Here is a 17,536-nt window from a genome sequence, read left to right as displayed (position 1 = left end):
CAGCCTTCTCTACTACATTCACCGTCTCGTTCGTCGCTACACTCGCCTGCTGTGCCCCTTGTTGTATCTGATTCAAGATCTGCCCTATCTTGTCTGTTGCCTTTTTACTCTCCTCTGCAAGCTTTCTTATCTCGTCTGCTACTACAGCAAAGCCTCTTCCTGCTTCTCCTGCTCTCGCTGCCTCTATCGCCGCGTTCAACGCCAATAGATTCGTCTGCTCTGCTATAGAGTTTATCGTCTGTACTATCTCTCCTATGTTCTTTGCCCTCTCACTCAGTTCTTTGACTGCCTTCTCTGTCTGCTGTGACTTTTCCTTCGTCTGTGCGATTATCTGTACTATCGACTGTACTGCCTTTTCCCCTTCTTTCGCTGCGTTGTTCACCTGTGAAGCTTTCTCTGTCAATTCTTGTGCAGACTTTGATACATTCTGTGCACTGGCTGCAACTTCTTCTATACCACTGGTTACCTCTTGTATCGATGCAGATGCGTTCTGTGCAGATTTGTTCACCTCTTCCATCTGTGAGGCAAGTTCTTCACTCGTAGCGCTGACTTCTTCTGCTGTGCTTGCAAGATTTTCTGCAGAAGCGTGTATCTGGTTTGAACCTTCTGTTATTGCCTTCATTGACTCTTTCAATGACTCAGCCATCTGTTCGAGTGCCTGCGCCATCTGGGCTACTTCGTCTTTGCCTTTCGCTTCGAACTTCACAGTCAAATCTCCTTTGCCAAATTCTACTGCACTTTTCGCAAGTGCCTTGATCGATCTAGAAATCGAAGAACTGAAGAAAAAGATCAAAATCGAGAGACCAATAAAGGCTGGAATAGTAACTAAAAGGTAGTTTAAGAACTCTTTTACAAAAGATCGTTGAATGTCATCGATATAGACACCACTTCCTATGATCCAGCCCCAGGGCTTAAACTTCTTGACAAAGGACAATTTTGGATAGAGCTCTTTTGACACCGTACCGTCTTTCAAAACCTTTGTCCACAAGTACAGTACATAACCACCATTTGGATCTGCGTTTGCAACCTCTACGAAAGCCTGGAACAGGTTCTTCTTTCCATCGGTCTTAGTAATCTTTCGATCGCTCACAGTTTCCATGGATGTTGCACAGTTGTACTTGGGATCATCCAGTACCTTTCCCTCTAAGGTAGGTGTGGTGGCATGCATTATCATCTTTGGATAAGGCAGAGTATCATCGTTGATCCAGAAGTACTCTGTGCCTTCGTAACGTAAGAACCTGATGATCTCCTTGACAGTGTCTTTCGCTTGCTCCTCTGTCATGGCTCCTTGCTGAGAGAGTTTGTAGTATCTTTCAATAACAGAATATGCCGTCTCTACAACATGCTTCTGTTTCAGTTTTCTTTCTTCATCAATAGTTGTTCTAACGAGAGTTGAGCCGTAAAAAACCAAGAAGGCAAGCACGACAAATATTGGCAGAGCTACAAGAAGCAACAATTTGCTTCGCACTGTCTTCACAGTAGCACCCCCGCAGAAGCAGATTTACTTATGAGTTTACACAAAAGTCTCGATATTGTCAAATCGGAAGTAATTTTCATCTTTAGTTTTCAATTCTCTTTTAGGATTAAAAATATCTCTAATATATTTTCATCTGAATGACAAAGTATCGATTAACTATCCAGAAAGTCATTAATAAGATGCAGTTTCTCTGATTCTTGTGCATTAGATAAATGTAAACTAATCATCGTTTTGAACTTGAGAACAAGACAAAGACAATGGTATCGGCAGTGCGCAGAAAATTATGAGTTTTTTCACCGACAATGATTAAATCCCGTAACTCAGAAAGGCTGTGTGGAATATTGTTATCCTGATGGAAAAATAAAGTTGAAAATGAACCTATCCAATGGAGTTAGAAAAAGTGAGAAGAGTAGAGACGCAACAGATCTCTACTCTTTGAAACTAAGAGGTTAGACACTGAGGTATTTTCTAATCTCCCAATCTGTCACAGATATGCTGAAATCTCTGTACTCTCTTCTTTTGAGCTCTATGAATTTTCTAAAGACGTGTTCACCAAGGACTTCTTTAACGAGATCTGATTTTCTCGCTTCATCGAGAGCTTCTTTGAGTGAACCTGGAAGAGATTCGATCTTAAATTCTGCACGTTTTTCTTCAGACATAGAGTAGATGTTTTCTTCGATAGGTAGTGGAGGTTCGATCTTCTTTTCAATTCCATCCAAGCCAGCTGCTAATACTGCCGCAAAGGCAAGATAGGCATTGCATGAAGGATCTGGTGCACGATATTCAATTCTTGTCGATTTACCACGAGCCGCAGGAACTCTTATTAAAGCAGACCTGTTTGCCTTTGACCAAGCGATGTTTACAGGTGCTTCATAACCTGGCACGAGCCTTTTGTAACTGTTCACCGTTGGATTAGTCACTGCCGTTATCTCGCGTGCATGAGACAATACTCCAGCCACAAAACAACGCAGAACATTCGAAAGACCATCAGGTGAAGCGGCATCGTAAAAGGCATTTTCGCCGTTCTTGAAAAGACTCATGTGCGTGTGCATACCAGAACCATTTATACCGAAAAATGGCTTAGGCATGAAAGTCACATGGAGTTTGTGTTTCACGGCGATGGTTTTAAGAACAAGCTTTACAGTTTGAGTGTTGTCTGCTGCTTTGAGAATATCAGCGTAGCGGAAATCTACCTCGTGTTGCGAAGGTGCCACTTCATGATGAGATGCTTCGACATCTATACCCATAGTTTTCAAAGCCACAGCAACTTCACTTCTGAGAGACTCAACTTCGTCAAGAGGTAAAAGATCAAAGTAACTTCCGAAATCTAAGAGTTCAGGTTTCGGGAAGCCTTTTTCATCCTTTGGAAGAACGAAAAACTCAATCTCAGGACCAGCAAAGGCTTCGAATCCCATTTTCTTTGCTTTCTCAACAACAAGTTTCAGACGGTAACGTGGATCTCCCTCAAAAGGAGTTCCGTCTGGTTTGTAGACATCGCATATTATTCTGGCACTCTTTGTTCCATTTGTCGACCATGGAAGGATCGCAAAGGTGGAAAGATCTGGCTTCAAGTACATATCAGACTCTTCGATTCTGACAAAGCCTTCAACTGAGGAACCATCGAACATGATGCCTCTGTTGAATGCCCTTTCGAGTTCGGCGGAAGGAATCTCAACGTTTTTCAAATTTCCGTTGATATCAGAGAATTGAAGACGTACAAACAAAACCTGTTCCTTGGCTACCAGATCAAAGATCTCCTCTTGGTTCATCAAAATCCCCCCAGTCACGAGAATTTTATATGCATATATGATAAAGAGTTCATACTGACAACAGGTAATAGAAGGGTTAAGATCCAAGAAAAAGAAGATTTCAACTTTTTTGATGACAGGTTTTCTCGTGTTATTGAATAACCTGAAGCCTGTCTACTCTATATATTGGGTGGTAGAAAACTTCACACAAGATATTGTATGGGTGGTAGAAAACTTCTTAAATTGGCTCTACGAAAGAAAAACAAGGTGGTAGATATCTGTAAATTGGCATAGAATCAAGAAAGAGATGAGCTTATGCAATTTAGATAATTTCTCTCCGATATGAGAATTTTACTGTATACAACGGTAACACACGATTTCTACCACCTTGAATTCCTCTTTAGAAAAGCTTTTTGGAAGTTTTCTACCACTTATCTACCACCTATCTACCAGGTTATCTACCACCCCCCTCGAAGGCGGAAACGCTTACCAGAAAAGAAATTTCGATCGTAATGTTACAGAATCTACCACCCCTATTACTACTACTAATACTATATAGATAGATATAACTTATAGTAGTATATAGTGTCGGTACACTCTTGCGAAACAGTGTAATACTGCACTTTATTCAAATTCAGCCTTTTGAGGTATGATTGAAATGAAATACTTAGAAACAAGAAGGAGGCGAGAGCATGTTTGCGGCAAATTGGATGAACACAGACTTTCCCAAAGTCAAAGTAAGCGCTACAGTTCAGGAAACCTTATCAACGATGAGAAAGTATAGAGTTGACTACTGCGTGGTGACAGATGAAGAAGACAAATTCGAAGGTTTAGTCTACAAAAACAGCTTGGCAAACCTGCAACTTGAAAGTACAGTAGGTGAATATGTGGTCTTTCCAGACTTCTACGTTTTTGAAGACAGCTACATCGAAGAAGCGGCACTGACCTTCAGAGAATCTCAAGAAGCAAGTTTGGCAGTTGTCGACAAAGATCTCAATGTAAGAGGAGTCATAACTCTCACAGAGATACTTGAAGCCTTTGTTGCAATCACGGCAATGGATGAACCGGGTTCGAGAATTCTCCTGAAGTTAGAGGATAGACCAGGCCAGCTGAAAAGAATCTTCGATGTACTCGCCCAAAACAAGATGAATGTTCTTGCTGTGAACACCGTTAAGGAAGATAAATACAGAAGAGTCTCGATCAAAGTTGATCTTTTGGACACTCAGGAAGTTGCCAAAGTCTTAGATATGTACAGCATAAAGTACGACAAAATAGCGAGGGAGGAAGGTTTTTGAACAACGTACTTCTTGCTATCACCCAGGGAATCACCGAGTTTCTCCCTGTTTCAAGCTCTGGGCATCTTGTTTTCTTAGGTGAATTGCTTGGCATTAAAGCAGAACTGCCTTTTGCCGCAATGCTTCATCTTGGAACACTTTTAGCAGTCTTTCTCTTTGCTGTTAACTCACTACTGAGGGCTTTGAAAAACGTGAAAGTGGTTCTCAATCTTGTGGTTTCAACGATTCCTGCAGTTGTAGTTGGATTCACCATGAACGAGAAAGTTGAGGAGATCTTCAGCAATACGAAAGTGCTGCCAATATTCTTTTGTATAACCAGCTTTTTGCTGTTAATTTCGTCCTTTAGAGATGGAAACAAAATTCTTGAAGAAATGAAGTTTTCTGACGCATTGATAATAGGCCTTTTCCAAGCATTGGCGATCTTGCCGGGTGTATCGAGAAGCGGCGCGACTTTGGCTGGTGCTCTGCTACTTGGTTTCAAAAAGGATGATGCCCTCTCCTACTCATTTCTGTTAGCGATACCGGTGATTGGTGGTGCAGGACTTTTGGAATTTTCACAGATGGATCCAAGTTGGTTCTATTTGGGCGTTATCTCTTTCGTAGTTGGCCTCGGCTCACTCTTTGTGCTCAAAAAGATTGTTCTTTCCCAAAAACTCAGAATTTTTGCTGACTACTGTCTTTTGATCGCCGTAATCTCTTTCTTTTTGGGGTGATTTCTATGAAATTTGAGGTCTTGGTCATAGGTGGAGTTCTAAGGGCAATGCCTTATGTGATGGCTCCGTATTCTACCGTATCTATGCTGTACGATGAAAATGCAAAAATACTCATAGATCCTGGGAGCTTTGTAACCTGGGAAGCCCTTGAAAAGAAACTATCAGAGATGAAACTACCAACAGACGAAGTAACAGACATTATTCTAACGCATGTTCACATGGACCACATCTTTTCGTCGATCTTTTTCAAACATGCGACTTTTCATGTACATGAGAAGTATGCAGAAAGGGACTACTCATCTTTCGGGAATCTTTCGGGTCAACTGTACAGCATGGTTGTTTCAAGCTGGAAGAATGTTCAGAGACTAAAAGGCAGTGAAAGATTATTTGATTGTATTGATGTTTTCTACACACCCTACCATTCCTCTGATCATATTTCGCTGGTGATTGAAACACAAAACATGGGCAGAATATTGATGCCAGGAGATATATGTTACACAAAAGTTGAATACTATGAGGCAGTCAAAGGTTACAAGAACGATGAGGCAGCGCGGTTCGTCAGAGAGACTTCCAAGAAGTGTGATTGGGTGATTTTCACTCACGATGAACCTTTACGGATTTCGAGGTGATTGAATTGATCGAAGAATTCATTGATTATAGAGCAAGGTTGAACAAACTGATAAACGAAAAGGGTAATCTGCACACAAAGAGATTCATGAATTTGGATTCTCAGGTCTACGAAGAGCATGCTTTGAGTACGAAGACAAAAGAGATGCTTGGTCTTGTGGCGTCTATGGTTTTAAGGTGCAATGATTGTATTACCTACCACATGATAAGGTTATTTCAACTTGGCACGACAGATGAAGAGTTTTTCGAGATCTTCAACGTTGCACTCGTTGTTGGTGGATCGATAGTCATACCGCATTTGAGGAAGGCAGTTGAAGCCCTTGAAGAACTCAGAAAGAAGGAGAGAGATGGCGAGACTGTTTCTCTTTGATGGTACTGGAATTGCCTACAGAGCTTATTATGCAGTGGACCAGTCCCTTTCGACCAGCTCTGGTATTCCCACAAATGCCACATATGGTGTTTTGAGGATGTTGATAAGGTTCCTTAAGGACCACATAAAACCTGGTGATTGTGTTGCTTTTGCTATGGACAAGAAAACCAGAACCTACAGGCATGAATTGCTTGAAGAGTACAAAGCCCAAAGACCTCAAGCGCCAGATGCTATGATACAACAACTGCCGTATATAAGAAAGGGAGTTCAAGCGCTTGGAGTAAGGGTACTGGAATACGAAGGCTGCGAAGCAGATGATGTGATAGCAACTCTCGCGAAAAAGGGTGAAGAGGTCTTTGAAGAGATTTTCATCGTCACTGGCGATAAGGACATGCTTCAGCTTGTAGGATCAAAGGTCAAGGTGTGGCGTCCCACAAAGGGTATCAGTGATTTGGAACTGTATGACCCAGCTAAAGTCAAAGAAAAATTTCAGGTTGATCCATCTCAGATAGTCGATTTGCTCGCTCTTGCAGGTGACACCGCCGACAATGTTCCTGGTGTAAAAGGCATAGGAATGAAAACAGCTGTTGAATTGATTCAGAGATATGGTGATCTCGAAAAGATTTATGAAAGGATCGACAAAAACACCAGAGTAGGAAAGCTTTTGCTTGAAGGACAGACAGAAGCTTTCAAGAGCAAACAATTGGTTACCCTGATGAAAGATATAGAACTTGGAATAGAATGGAAGGATTTGGAATATCACGGATACAAAGAAAGTGAATTGGTTCAGTTCCTTAAAGAAATGGAATTCTCGAGTATAATGAAGGAACTTGGATTATACACTCAACAGAGCTCTCAGAGTCCTTATGTGTGTGTGAATGACGAAAGAACTTTGATAGATTTGATGCAAAAGATGAAGAGAAGTCAGTATGTCGTGATAGATCTCGAGACAGATTCTTTGTCCCCCTTGGATGCCAACATAATAGGCTTTTCCGTCTCTTTACCTGATAAGACCAGCTACTATGTTCCATTGGCTCACAAGAATGGTCCGAATGTGAACTCAAGTCAGGTTTTGACTTATCTGAAGGAAATACTCGAAACCCCGAACACTAAGATCGTTGGGCAGAATCTCAAATACGACTACAGTGTTTTCAAGGTGCACGGGATAAATCCAGTTAAACCAACCTTTGATACGATGATAGGTGCATATCTTCTGAATCCAGATGAGAAGAGGTTTAATCTCGACGAGTTGGCGATGAAGTTTCTAAACTATAAGATGATCAGCTTCGAAGAACTCATCAAGAATAACTCACCTTTGTTCAGTTCACAGACCTTCGCCGATCTTTCAGTAGAGGACGCAACAAGGTATTCTGCTGAAGATGCAGACATAACTCGTAGATTGTATGAAATGCTCAATTTGAAGCTGCACGAAGCTAATTTGTTGGATGTATTAGAAAAAATCGAGATGCCGCTAATACCAGTTTTGGTTGATATGGAACTAACAGGTGTTTACATGAACACTGAGTATTTGAAAGAGCTATCTGTGAAATACTCTGTCAAGATGGATGAGCTTTCCCGCCGGATCTTCGATTACACAAAAGAGCCTTTCAATTTGAACTCTCCTAAGCAAGTGGCTAACGTACTGTTCGAAAAGTTGAAGATACAAGGATCGAAGAGGACTTCTACAGGTGAGTTTTCAACGAGAGCTGATGTTCTCGAAGAATTGTCAGACAAACACCCTGTTGTTCCTTTGATACTCGAGTACAGAAAGTATCAAAAGCTCAAATCTACCTACCTGGACGTGCTCCCAAGACTTGTTCACCCTAAGACTGGAAGAATACACTCTTCGTTCCATCAAACAGGTACTGCTACGGGAAGATTGAGCAGCAGCGAGCCAAACCTTCAGAATCTGCCAACAAAACAGGAAGAAGGAAGGGAGATAAGAAAGGCAGTAGTTCCACAAAGATCTGGCTGGAAGATTGTGAGTGCAGACTACTCGCAGATAGAATTGAGAGTCTTGGCTCACTTGAGCGCAGATCAAAGACTCATAGAGGCGTTCCAAAAGGAAGAAGACATACATACATTTACTGCAAGCAAGATCTTTCAGGTTTCACAAGATCAGGTGACACCACAGATGAGGTCTGTGGGAAAGATGGTGAACTTCTCTGTAATTTATGGTGTTTCACCGTTTGGATTGTCCCAGCGAACTGGGCTAACATACGATCAGGCACAGCGCTTTATAAACGAGTACTTCTCCCTATATCCATCTGTGAGAGAATATTTCGCGCGTGTGATAGCCTATGCCAAGACCTATGGACATGTCAAAACGATCTTTGGGAGAAAAAGAGAGATTCCTCAACTTAGATCGAAAGACGCAACTGTAAGGCAAGAAGGAGAAAGAATTGCTATAAACACACCCATACAGGGTACTGCTGCAGATATAATGAAACTTGCCATGGTAGATTTGCACGAAAAGATGAGGAAAGCACAGATGCGATCCAAAATGGTATTACAGGTTCACGATGAACTCGTTTTTGAGGTGCCAGACGAGGAAGTTGAAAAGATCTCAGCTATGATTAGAGGATCCATGGAGGGCGTGGTAAAATTATCAGTACCGTTGAAGGTAGATCTGGTAGTTTCGGAAAACTGGGACTAAGGAGGGATTATCATGGATGCAAGGGTTTTGAATGCGTTAATTGCCGCCATTGTTAACACTCTTGAAGTTCTGCTTGGGAGAAAACCAGAGATTGGGAAACCTGGTGTGTTGAAAGAGATAAAGCCGAAATTCGACTTAGTGACGGTCATAGGTTTTACTGGAGGTGTCGAAGGAAATTTGATATATTCCTTCAATCCAGGGACGGCTTTGGACGTAGTTTCGAAGATGATGAACATGCCGTACGAAGCTCTTGATGAACTTGCAATGAGTGCTATTGGTGAACTTGGAAATATGATTGCAGGTGCGCTTGCCATGAATCTTGAAAAGATCGGATGCAAGATAAATATCACTCCACCAACTGTGGTAATTGGTAAGGATATGAGAATAACCGTCGATGGGCTTGCTTTACAGTTGCCAGTTGGTATCAAAAACGAAGGGGATGTAGAGACGATTCTCTCGGTGAAAGGAACGGTTAAGTGCACCAAGGCTTAGGTAAGTACAGTATTGTACTGAATTTCGGTGTGACCGTTCTTTCAAACATAGCGGTTGGTGCTTTTCTTGGTTATTACATCGACAAATGGACGTTCAAGAACGGCGTATTTTTCATAGTTTTTATGCTGCTCGGTGTAGCGTCTGGTTTGTACAACGGTTTTAAATATCTGTTGAAAGAAGCCGATAAATATGATAAACATGATAAAAAAAATGCTGATAAGCATAACAATACTGGGCACAACTGAGCTGGTGGTATTTTGGTTTCTTTTTGGATACAGAAGTGCATTAGGTGTGTTATTGGGCACAACTGGGGCAATCATAAATGTGTTGAGTCTTTGGCGAGATGTTGAAAAGTGCGTTGCGAGAAAGAAAAAGATGTCGGTGATTGGGTATCTGTCGCGGTATACTTTTAGTGGAGCAATTATGGCTTTGGCTGCAATTTTGTCTGTTCAGGCAGTTTTTGGAGCATTTTTTGGTCTTTTGAACGAAAAGCTCGCAGCCTTTTTGTCATGGAGGTGACTCGGTGAAGCTGAGTCTTGACAGAAGAACGAAGATATTACTGGTTGTCTTCTTGGCAATTTATGTAGTCGTGGGTGTCTTGAATGCAATATATCTTTCTAAGCAAAGCATGAGTGAGGCTTTCAAGAATGTTGCAAACAGATGGGTTGTAAAACTTCCTTTTGGAGAGGGTATGTTTTCGCGAGTTAATCCTTTGACTATCTTCATGACTTGGGGCATAATGCTGATCATAATCGTTATCGCTTTGAGATTCAGAAAGCCACAGATAATACCGGATAGAAAGCAGTCTGCTTTGGAATCTCTTATGGACTTTGTTTACCAGATGGTAGAGGAAGCAATACCAGATCAACGTTTTGTCAGACCGACTTTTTACTTAGCCTGTACCTTGTTCATATTCATCGTGTTCTCAAACATCTTAGGTGGAGCAATTCCAGGAATTTCTGTTGAAGCCAACGCTCAAGGAAATGTGGAAAAGGTGTATTTGTTCTCTGACACGTGGTTTTCACCCACCGCAGACATTAACACGAACGCATTTTTGGCAGTTTTTGTTTTCGTGATAAGTCAAATATTCGCGATCAAATCAAAAGGTTTCAAAGCATGGGGTAAATCGTGGTTTGAGCCCATTCCATTTATGTTTCCAATGAATGTCATTGGAGAGCTCTCAAAACCCATATCCCACTCTTTGAGGCTTTTTGGAAACATCGCAGGTGGAGCGCTGCTGACATACTTACTGGCGTATATGGCAAAGTACTTTTTCTTGCCTGTAATCCTCTGGGGATTTTTCGGTCTCTTTGTGGGAGTCATTCAAGCTTTGGTTTTCACCGTGCTTGCAATTGCTTACATATCATCAGCTCTGTCGTAAAGAGGAGGGATTTTTGTGGAGAACGGACCAACTCTTGCTGAGGCTTTGATTCAGATGGGTAAGTTCATAGGAGCAGGTATTTGCATGGGTGCAGGAGCCATTGGACCAGGTATTGGTGAAGGTCATGTCGGTGATGGTGCCATGCAGGCAATGGCTCGTCAACCAGAACTGATTGGAGTTCTGACCACAAGAATGTTACTTTCACAGGCTGTGTGTGAAACCACTGGTTTGTACTCTTTGCTCATCTCCATACTGATGCTCTTTGTTCTCTGAGGAGGACGGGCCATGGGATTTGTCGAACTTAACCTCACGGGCATAATACAGCTGCTGAATTTTCTAATATTGCTTTTTGCCCTTTATAAACTACTCTACAAACCATTCACACAGATAATGGACAAGAGGCGTGAGAAAATTGAAGCTGATCTTGCACAAGCTGAAAGGGAGCGAAAAGAAGCGTTGGAGATGAAAAAGGAAGCTGAACAGATCCTGGCTAATGCAAGACAGCTTGCAGAGAAAATCTTATCAGATGCAAAGCAGAGAAGTGATGAATTGATAAACCAGGCGAGAAATCAAGCCCGTGAGGAAGCAGACAGAACAATTGCATCAGCACGTGCTGAGATTGAGAGAGAGAAACAACAAGCTATGGATGAAGTTGAGAAGAGAGCAGGAGAACTTGCCATAGCACTTTCTATGAAAATTCTTCAGGGTATTCTTGATGAAAAGGCGAAAAAAGAGTATCTCATCAATGTACTGAAGAAGGAGCAGGCAAAATGAGGCATTCTCATATTGCTCCAAAGTATGCCAGGGCACTGCTGAACGTCGCACTGGAGCTCGGTAAGGAAGAGGAATATGGGCAGTTGTTGACTTTGGTTGTCACACTCTATGAAAGTGCCAAGTTGTTCTTTGATGACCCAACACAGAACTCAGCAAATCAGGTCGAAAAAATCGTCAAATTTTTGAACAGCGCAGGTGCTGTCGTTGACACACCATTCTGGGTCTTTTTGAAGATTGTTTTCGAGAAAAAAAGGCAAATGGCTCTTTCAACGATCTTGGAATACTACAGAAACATGAAGATAGAAGCTCAGATGAAAGTACCTGTTCATCTGACTGTGCCATATGATCTGACAGACGATGAACTGAAGACAATCTCGGATTTTGTAAGACGTTTCACAAAGAGGGAACCAGTTTTCGATATAAAGAATGACCAATCATTGATAGCTGGTGCAGTCATAGAATGCGAAGGCAGAACCTTCGATGTGTCGGTATCTGGAAGGGTTAGGAGTATCGCTCGTGCTGTTTTCCAAAAGGGGTGATGTAGTTGCGAATTAGTCCTGGTGAGATAACAAAGGTTCTGGAAGAACGGATAAAGGAATTCAAAGAAGAAATAGATCTTCAAGAAACAGGAAGAGTTATACAGGTTGGAGATGGTATAGCTCGAGTCTATGGTTTGAACAATGTTATGGCGAACGAGTTGGTTGAGTTTGTTGAAACAGGTGTAAAGGGTTTGGCTTTCAACTTGGAAGAAGATAATGTCGGTGTGATATTGCTTGGTTCATATTCTAAGATCAAGGAAGGACATATAGTTCGCAGGTTAAAACACATCATAGAAGTTCCGGTTGGAGAAGAGCTTCTCGGTAGAGTCGTCAATCCTTTGGGAGAGCCACTCGATGGACTTGGTCCAATAAATGCGAAAAATGCCAGGAGGGTCGAGATAAAAGCACCTGGAGTCATATACAGAAGACCGGTTAACACGCCTCTTCAAACTGGTATCAAGGCTATCGATGCGATGATACCAATCGGACGTGGTCAGCGTGAATTGATAATAGGTGACAGGCAAACGGGGAAAACAGCCATAGCAATAGACACTATAATCAACCAAAAGGGAAAGGATGTATACTGCATCTACGTGGCTATTGGGCAGAAAATTGCCGCTGTGGCTCGCATAGTCGATAAATTACGTGAATTTGGAGCAATGGATTACACAACGGTTGTTGTTGCTTCCGCATCTGATCCTGCTCCTATACAATACCTTGCGCCTTATGCGGGATGCGCTATGGGTGAATACTTCATGTACAGCTCAAGAGACGCGTTAGTGATATACGATGATTTGTCAAAACACGCTGCCGCATACAGGCAGCTATCACTGTTGCTCAGAAGACCACCGGGAAGAGAGGCATACCCTGGCGACATATTCTATCTGCATTCCAGACTCCTCGAAAGAGCCGCAAGGCTTGATGAAAAAATGGGTGGAGGTTCTCTAACGGCTCTGCCGATAGTCGAAACTCAAGCAAATGATGTCTCTGCGTACATTCCAACGAATGTGATATCGATAACCGACGGTCAGATATATCTTGAACCCAGTTTGTTCTACTCGGGATTTCGACCTGCAATAAATGTGGGACTCTCTGTATCACGTGTGGGTGGTTCTGCGCAGATAAAGGCGATGAAACAAGTAGCTGGAATGTTGAGGATAGACCTTGCACAATTTAGAGAATTGGAAACCTTTGCCCAGTTTGCTTCTGAGCTTGATTCTGCAACAAGGGCTCAGATTGTCAGAGGTCAGAGACTTCAAGAGTTGCTAAAACAAGATCAGTATAGCCCGATGCCTGTTGAGGAACAAGTAGTCGTTTTGTATGCTGGTATCAGAGGATACTTAGATGATCTTGCGGTAGAGTCTGTGAAACGCTTTGAGACTGAATTCTTGAAGTACATGCGTACGGCACATAGCCTGTTATTGAAGGCAATAGCGGAGAAAAGAGAGTTGACTCAAGAAATAGAAAACGAGTTAAAAGAAGCCATTCAGGAGTTTTTGAAGGGATGGCATGAGTAATGAGTAGAGGGAAGCTCAGATCGGTCAAAGCACGTATTCAATCTACATCTTCGTTGATGAAAATAACTCGCGCGATGGAAATGGTAGCGCGCGCAAGAGTCAGAAAACTTGAAGAATCTTTTTCGCGAGTCAAGAAATTCGCAGCTGCCGTTGAAGCCATACGTGAGCATGTTGATTTCTCTTCTTGTGAACATCCGTTTGTGACTGGAAAAGGCGATCCTATTCTGATCGTGATAACTTCTGATATGGGTTTGTGTGGTGCTTTCAATGCTGAGATACTCAGAGAAGCAGAACGCAGATTGAAAGATTTCAGTGGCCTAATAACTATAGGTAGCAAAGCAACGGCGCATTTTTCAAAGAATAAGAAACTCATAAGATCGTATCAAAGAATGTACGATGTGCCGTCACTTAATCTTGCTGGAACTTTGATGGAAGACGTTCTCAAAATCACTGGTAATATTCATGTTATATATGCAAAGTTCATCAACAGACTCGTTCAAAGGCCTGTCCTCTTGCAACTGGCTCCAATCACGCTTGGTAAAAAGATAGAAAGGTATGAGTACGAGCCAGAATCAGAAAAACTTGCAGCGAACTTCGTGAGTTTTTATGTTGCAACAAAGCTGTACTCTCTGTTGTTTGAGACGAAAGTCAGTGAGATGTATGCTCGGCAAAACGCTATGAGAAACGCTACTGAAAATGCTAAAGAGATGATAAGAATTCTAACTCTGGATTACAACAAAGCAAGACAGGCATCGATCACTCAAGAATTAATAGAGATAGTCACTGGCGCAGAAGCGTTGAAAGAACAATGAGGAGGCGATCTTCTTGGCTGGCAAAGGTTACATAGTCAGGGTTATAGGACCTGTTGTCGACGTGAAGTTCAGCGAAAATGAGCTGCCTGACATATACAACGCGTTGGAAGTAGTGAACCCACAAACAAGTGAAAAGCTGGTATTGGAAGCCGAACAACTGATAGGTGATAACATAGTCCGTGCAATAGCGCTTGATTCTACAGATGGCTTAACAAGGGGATTAGAAGTTGTTGATACAGGCAAGCCAATAGTTGCGCCAGTTGGACGAAGCGTTTTGGGAAGAATGCTCAACGTCGTTGGCAAACCAATTGACGAAAACGGTGAAATAACAGCGCAAGATTATTGGCCCATACACAGACCGGCACCGAAGATCACCGAGCAGAAAACGCAGATAGAGATTCTTGAAACCGGTATAAAGGTCATTGATTTGCTTGCCCCGTTTCCGAAAGGTGGAAAGATAGGATTCTTCGGTGGAGCTGGCGTTGGGAAGACCGTGCTCGTCATGGAACTCATAAGAAACATTGCGATCGAACAGAAAGGTTTTTCGGTCTTTGCGGGTGTTGGAGAGCGAACAAGAGAGGGTAACGATCTTTGGCTTGAGATGCAAGAAGCAGGCGTATTGAACAACACGGTTTTGATCTTTGGTCAAATGAATGAGCCACCAGGAGCAAGATTCAGAGTTGGTCTAACAGCGTTGACGATTGCTGAATACTTCAGAGACGTTGAGGGAAGAGATGTTTTGCTCTTTATTGATAATATCTTCAGATTTGTTCAAGCTGGTAGTGAGGTTTCTGCATTACTTGGCAGAATGCCTTCAGCGGTGGGATATCAGCCCACTCTTGCAACAGACATGGGTGAGTTGCAGGAGAGAATCACTTCGACTCAAAAAGGTTCAATAACATCAGTTCAAGCTATCTATGTGCCTGCTGATGACATAACAGACCCAGCTCCTGCTACAACTTTTGCTCATTTGGATGCTTCAGTTGTGCTTTCAAGAAAGATTGCAGAGCTTGGAATCTACCCAGCTGTAGACCCGCTCGACTCTACCTCGAAGATACTCGATCCAAGTGTGGTTGGTTGGGAACATTACCAAGTTGCGAGAGGTGTTCAGGAGGTTCTGCAGAGATACAAAGATCTCCAAGACATAATAGCGATACTCGGAATGGAAGAACTCAGCGAGGAAGATAAGTTGATAGTCCAAAGGGCGAGGAAAATACAGCGCTTCTTGAGTCAGCCGTGTTTTGTCGCAGAGAGATTCACTGGTGCTCCTGGTAAGTACGTGCCCATTTCAGAGACAGTTCGAGGTTTCAAAGAGATACTCGAAGGTAAACATGACTCTTTACCAGAACAGGCATTTTTCATGGTTGGTACTATAGAAGAGGCTGTGAAAAAGGCTGAAAGGTTGAAAGGAAGTGTTGCATGATAGAGGTCGAGATCCTTTCACCCTCAACTGTTTGCTGGAGTGGTGAAGCAAAGTTAGTGAGCCTCAGGACAGTTGAAGGGTCCATGGGAATACTTCCAAAGAGAGCGCCTATAGTGACTCAGTTGGCGATAGATTACGTTCGCATTGTCACAGAAGATGGAGAAAAAAACTTTGCAACTTATGGTGGTTACATGCACTGCGATGGTAAAAAAATCACAGTAGTGGCAAGCATAGTTGTTCCTGCTGAGGAATTAGACCCTCATGTTTTCAAAGATGCACAAGAAAGAGCAAAAAGACTTTTGGAATTTCAAGATAGGCTTTTCAAGAACACAAAAGTTGAAGCCAATATCAAGGCAGGAAGATAGTGATGATTTACTGGCTCATGATAGGAGGACTGGGTTTGCTGGTCGTTTCCTTTTTGCTTTTCAGAAGGTTACGTGAAATCTCTATGAGTTCTGTCTTTATGATCTTGCTGTGTGTTGTGCTCTTCTTTGTGTCAGTTCTGGTATCATCGTTGTAAGGGGGGATATTTGTGGATAAGTATTTTATGCCTTTTGTGAGTGGTTCGAAGTTGCCATCGAGAGACTTTTTTTCATATGCTCTCATTTGTTTCTTCGTTTCGTGTGTTTTAGGACTGATCGCGTCAATAATCTCAGTTGCTGCTAACTTCCTTGTGGCGTTAACTTCCTTTCGCTTTCTCGGTTTCACAGAAGGTATTTGCCTTGTTTCAGGACTTGCGCTTGTATTCACGCTGGTGAGATGGCGTTCGGCTGTAAAAGAGCTCCATCGAAAGATTGCAGAAAAGTTTCCAAATTATGCCGCCGTTGCCTTGAAGATGGATGAAACAATGGTGAATCTTGGTGTTGCCATCGCAGCTGCTGGTCTTATCATCAATCTCTTTGTTGTGTTTGGTTTTATGGTAGTGGTAGTTGGACTTGCATTGGCATACCATTTCTTTTTCAAGTCAATGAAGGATTTTGAGGATGAAGAAGCGAAGTTCCTTTCTTCGATTGTCGATAAAGAGATGAGATCCTTCACTTTCTCATTGGACACGAACACACTTCTCTACATGATGATAACTCTGTTTGGTTACGCGATATTGCATCAGGAAGATTGGTTCAACGCAGTTGAAGATTATGTCAGAAAGAGAAAGGCTTTAGTTGAGGAGGTGACCAAGTGAACTACAAATTTGTTACAAGAGGTTTTGACTCAACCCCAGCCATGGAGGAATACCTTTCCAAGAGGCTCGAGAAGGTGGATAGAGTCCTCAAAGAAAATGATGTGATTTCTGCGGAAGTGAAAGCAGAGAAGGACGCTTTAAACTATGTTTTGAAAGCAAACGTGAACCTGAAAGGTAACATAGTCGTTGTTCAGGAAAAGGATCCAGATCTCTACACTGCAATCGACAAAATGTCAGATGCACTCGAAAAGAAAGTGAAGAAGATAAAATCGACGATACGTGAGAAACACAGAACGGCAAGCGAAAAGGTCCCTCAGATCAATCCATCACTACTTGAAGATGAATCGGAGATATCTGAGACAAAAAGACTGACATTATCGGTTATGCCTTTGGAAGAGGCCATACTACAGTTCAAGACGATGAACAGACAGTTCTTTGTCTATCGGAACTCTGAAACCAACGAGATAAACTTGCTCTACCTTCGCAAAGACGGTAAGATAGGTTTACTCGAATTCGTTGATTAGCTGGTGAA

Annotated in this window: 20 protein-coding genes; 18 read left to right on the top strand and 2 right to left on the bottom strand. The window is 42.3% G+C overall.

Annotated features, from left to right (window positions below):
• Both ACSFC1_RS09945 and glnA read right to left on the bottom strand, forming a co-directional pair.
• Positions 1-1,477, bottom strand: a 1,477-nt coding sequence (locus ACSFC1_RS09945; RefSeq protein WP_435565948.1) for a methyl-accepting chemotaxis protein, incomplete at its 3' end; no start/stop codon positions are given.
• A gap of 449 nt (positions 1,478-1,926) precedes the next feature.
• A complete protein-coding gene (gene glnA / locus ACSFC1_RS09940) occupies positions 1,927-3,246 on the bottom strand; it encodes a type I glutamate--ammonia ligase (protein WP_435565947.1) in 1,320 nt (439 codons plus the stop codon).
• 671 nt (positions 3,247-3,917) lie between these two features.
• Here glnA and ACSFC1_RS09935 point away from each other — a divergent pair.
• The 18 genes from ACSFC1_RS09935 to hpf all read left to right on the top strand — a co-directional run bounded on the left by ACSFC1_RS09935 (position 3,918) and on the right by hpf (position 17,528).
• On the top strand, positions 3,918-4,520 hold the full coding sequence (locus tag ACSFC1_RS09935; RefSeq protein ID WP_435565946.1) for a CBS domain-containing protein: 603 nt from the start codon (positions 3,918-3,920) through the stop codon (positions 4,518-4,520).
• A complete protein-coding gene (locus tag ACSFC1_RS09930) occupies positions 4,517-5,233 on the top strand; it encodes an undecaprenyl-diphosphate phosphatase (protein ID WP_435565945.1) in 717 nt (238 codons plus the stop codon). Before ACSFC1_RS09935 ends, ACSFC1_RS09930 begins: the two co-directional genes overlap by 4 nt.
• A gap of 5 nt (positions 5,234-5,238) precedes the next feature.
• Positions 5,239-5,862, top strand: a complete 624-nt coding sequence (locus ACSFC1_RS09925; protein WP_435565944.1) for an MBL fold metallo-hydrolase — start codon at positions 5,239-5,241, stop codon at positions 5,860-5,862.
• Between the two features lie 5 nt (positions 5,863-5,867).
• Entirely contained in the window at positions 5,868-6,230 is a 363-nt protein-coding gene (locus tag ACSFC1_RS09920; RefSeq protein WP_435565943.1) for a carboxymuconolactone decarboxylase family protein, read from the top strand.
• Positions 6,208-8,886, top strand: coding sequence for a DNA polymerase I (gene polA, locus ACSFC1_RS09915; protein ID WP_435565942.1), 2,679 nt, complete (start codon positions 6,208-6,210; stop codon positions 8,884-8,886). Before ACSFC1_RS09920 ends, polA begins: the two co-directional genes overlap by 23 nt.
• A gap of 12 nt (positions 8,887-8,898) precedes the next feature.
• Positions 8,899-9,378, top strand: coding sequence for a chemotaxis protein CheX (locus ACSFC1_RS09910; RefSeq protein WP_435565941.1), 480 nt, complete (start codon positions 8,899-8,901; stop codon positions 9,376-9,378).
• On the top strand, positions 9,363-9,623 hold the full coding sequence (locus ACSFC1_RS09905; RefSeq protein WP_435565940.1) for an AtpZ/AtpI family protein: 261 nt from the start codon (positions 9,363-9,365) through the stop codon (positions 9,621-9,623). Before ACSFC1_RS09910 ends, ACSFC1_RS09905 begins: the two co-directional genes overlap by 16 nt.
• A 4-nt stretch (positions 9,624-9,627) precedes the next feature.
• The gene (locus tag ACSFC1_RS09900) at positions 9,628-9,897 is read left to right on the top strand and encodes an ATP synthase subunit I (RefSeq protein ID WP_435565939.1); all 270 of its coding nucleotides are present in this window, start codon (positions 9,628-9,630) and stop codon (positions 9,895-9,897) included.
• Between the two features lie 4 nt (positions 9,898-9,901).
• Positions 9,902-10,759, top strand: a complete 858-nt coding sequence (gene atpB / locus ACSFC1_RS09895; RefSeq protein WP_435565938.1) for a F0F1 ATP synthase subunit A — start codon at positions 9,902-9,904, stop codon at positions 10,757-10,759.
• 15 nt (positions 10,760-10,774) lie between these two features.
• Positions 10,775-11,032 carry a F0F1 ATP synthase subunit C gene (locus ACSFC1_RS09890; protein ID WP_435565937.1) on the top strand — a complete coding sequence of 86 codons (258 nt, stop codon included), beginning with the start codon at positions 10,775-10,777 and terminating at the stop codon, positions 11,030-11,032.
• 12 nt (positions 11,033-11,044) lie between these two features.
• Positions 11,045-11,533, top strand: coding sequence for a F0F1 ATP synthase subunit B (gene atpF, locus ACSFC1_RS09885; protein WP_435565936.1), 489 nt, complete (start codon positions 11,045-11,047; stop codon positions 11,531-11,533).
• A complete protein-coding gene (locus ACSFC1_RS09880; protein ID WP_435565935.1) occupies positions 11,530-12,072 on the top strand; it encodes a F0F1 ATP synthase subunit delta in 543 nt (180 codons plus the stop codon). The genes atpF and ACSFC1_RS09880 overlap by 4 nt, the downstream gene beginning before the upstream one ends.
• Before the next feature lie 5 nt (positions 12,073-12,077).
• Entirely contained in the window at positions 12,078-13,589 is a 1,512-nt protein-coding gene (gene atpA / locus ACSFC1_RS09875; protein WP_435565934.1) for a F0F1 ATP synthase subunit alpha, read from the top strand.
• Positions 13,589-14,401 carry an ATP synthase F1 subunit gamma gene (gene atpG / locus ACSFC1_RS09870; protein ID WP_435565933.1) on the top strand — a complete coding sequence of 271 codons (813 nt, stop codon included), beginning with the start codon at positions 13,589-13,591 and terminating at the stop codon, positions 14,399-14,401. The genes atpA and atpG overlap by 1 nt, the downstream gene beginning before the upstream one ends.
• Positions 14,402-14,414: 13 nt before the next feature.
• Positions 14,415-15,824 carry a F0F1 ATP synthase subunit beta gene (gene atpD, locus ACSFC1_RS09865; RefSeq protein ID WP_435565932.1) on the top strand — a complete coding sequence of 470 codons (1,410 nt, stop codon included), beginning with the start codon at positions 14,415-14,417 and terminating at the stop codon, positions 15,822-15,824.
• Positions 15,821-16,189, top strand: a complete 369-nt coding sequence (atpC, locus tag ACSFC1_RS09860; protein ID WP_435565931.1) for an ATP synthase F1 subunit epsilon — start codon at positions 15,821-15,823, stop codon at positions 16,187-16,189. Before atpD ends, atpC begins: the two co-directional genes overlap by 4 nt.
• A 167-nt stretch (positions 16,190-16,356) precedes the next feature.
• On the top strand, positions 16,357-17,004 hold the full coding sequence (locus ACSFC1_RS09855; RefSeq protein WP_435565930.1) for a hypothetical protein: 648 nt from the start codon (positions 16,357-16,359) through the stop codon (positions 17,002-17,004).
• A complete protein-coding gene (gene hpf / locus ACSFC1_RS09850; RefSeq protein ID WP_435565929.1) occupies positions 17,001-17,528 on the top strand; it encodes a ribosome hibernation-promoting factor, HPF/YfiA family in 528 nt (175 codons plus the stop codon). The genes ACSFC1_RS09855 and hpf overlap by 4 nt, the downstream gene beginning before the upstream one ends.
• Positions 17,529-17,536: the final 8 nt, after the last annotated feature.

The organism is Pseudothermotoga sp. U03pept, from assembly GCF_051235805.1.
GTDB lineage: Bacteria > Thermotogota > Thermotogae > Thermotogales > DSM-5069 > Pseudothermotoga_B.
This window is presented reverse-complemented; position numbering and strand designations above follow the sequence as displayed.

Excerpts from the sequence above, each read along its gene's own strand:
- glnA (WP_435565947.1), bottom strand. The coding sequence starts at position 3,246 with ATGAACCAAGAGGAGATCTTTGATCTGGTAGCCAAGGAACAGGTTTTG.
- ACSFC1_RS09935 (WP_435565946.1), top strand. The coding sequence starts at position 3,918 with ATGTTTGCGGCAAATTGGATGAACACAGACTTTCCCAAAGTCAAAGTA.
- ACSFC1_RS09925 (WP_435565944.1), top strand. The coding sequence starts at position 5,239 with ATGAAATTTGAGGTCTTGGTCATAGGTGGAGTTCTAAGGGCAATGCCT.
- polA (WP_435565942.1), top strand. The coding sequence starts at position 6,208 with ATGGCGAGACTGTTTCTCTTTGATGGTACTGGAATTGCCTACAGAGCT.
- ACSFC1_RS09910 (WP_435565941.1), top strand. The coding sequence starts at position 8,899 with ATGGATGCAAGGGTTTTGAATGCGTTAATTGCCGCCATTGTTAACACT.
- atpF (WP_435565936.1), top strand. The coding sequence starts at position 11,045 with ATGGGATTTGTCGAACTTAACCTCACGGGCATAATACAGCTGCTGAAT.
- ACSFC1_RS09880 (WP_435565935.1), top strand. The coding sequence starts at position 11,530 with ATGAGGCATTCTCATATTGCTCCAAAGTATGCCAGGGCACTGCTGAAC.
- atpG (WP_435565933.1), top strand. The coding sequence starts at position 13,589 with ATGAGTAGAGGGAAGCTCAGATCGGTCAAAGCACGTATTCAATCTACA.
- atpC (WP_435565931.1), top strand. The coding sequence starts at position 15,821 with ATGATAGAGGTCGAGATCCTTTCACCCTCAACTGTTTGCTGGAGTGGT.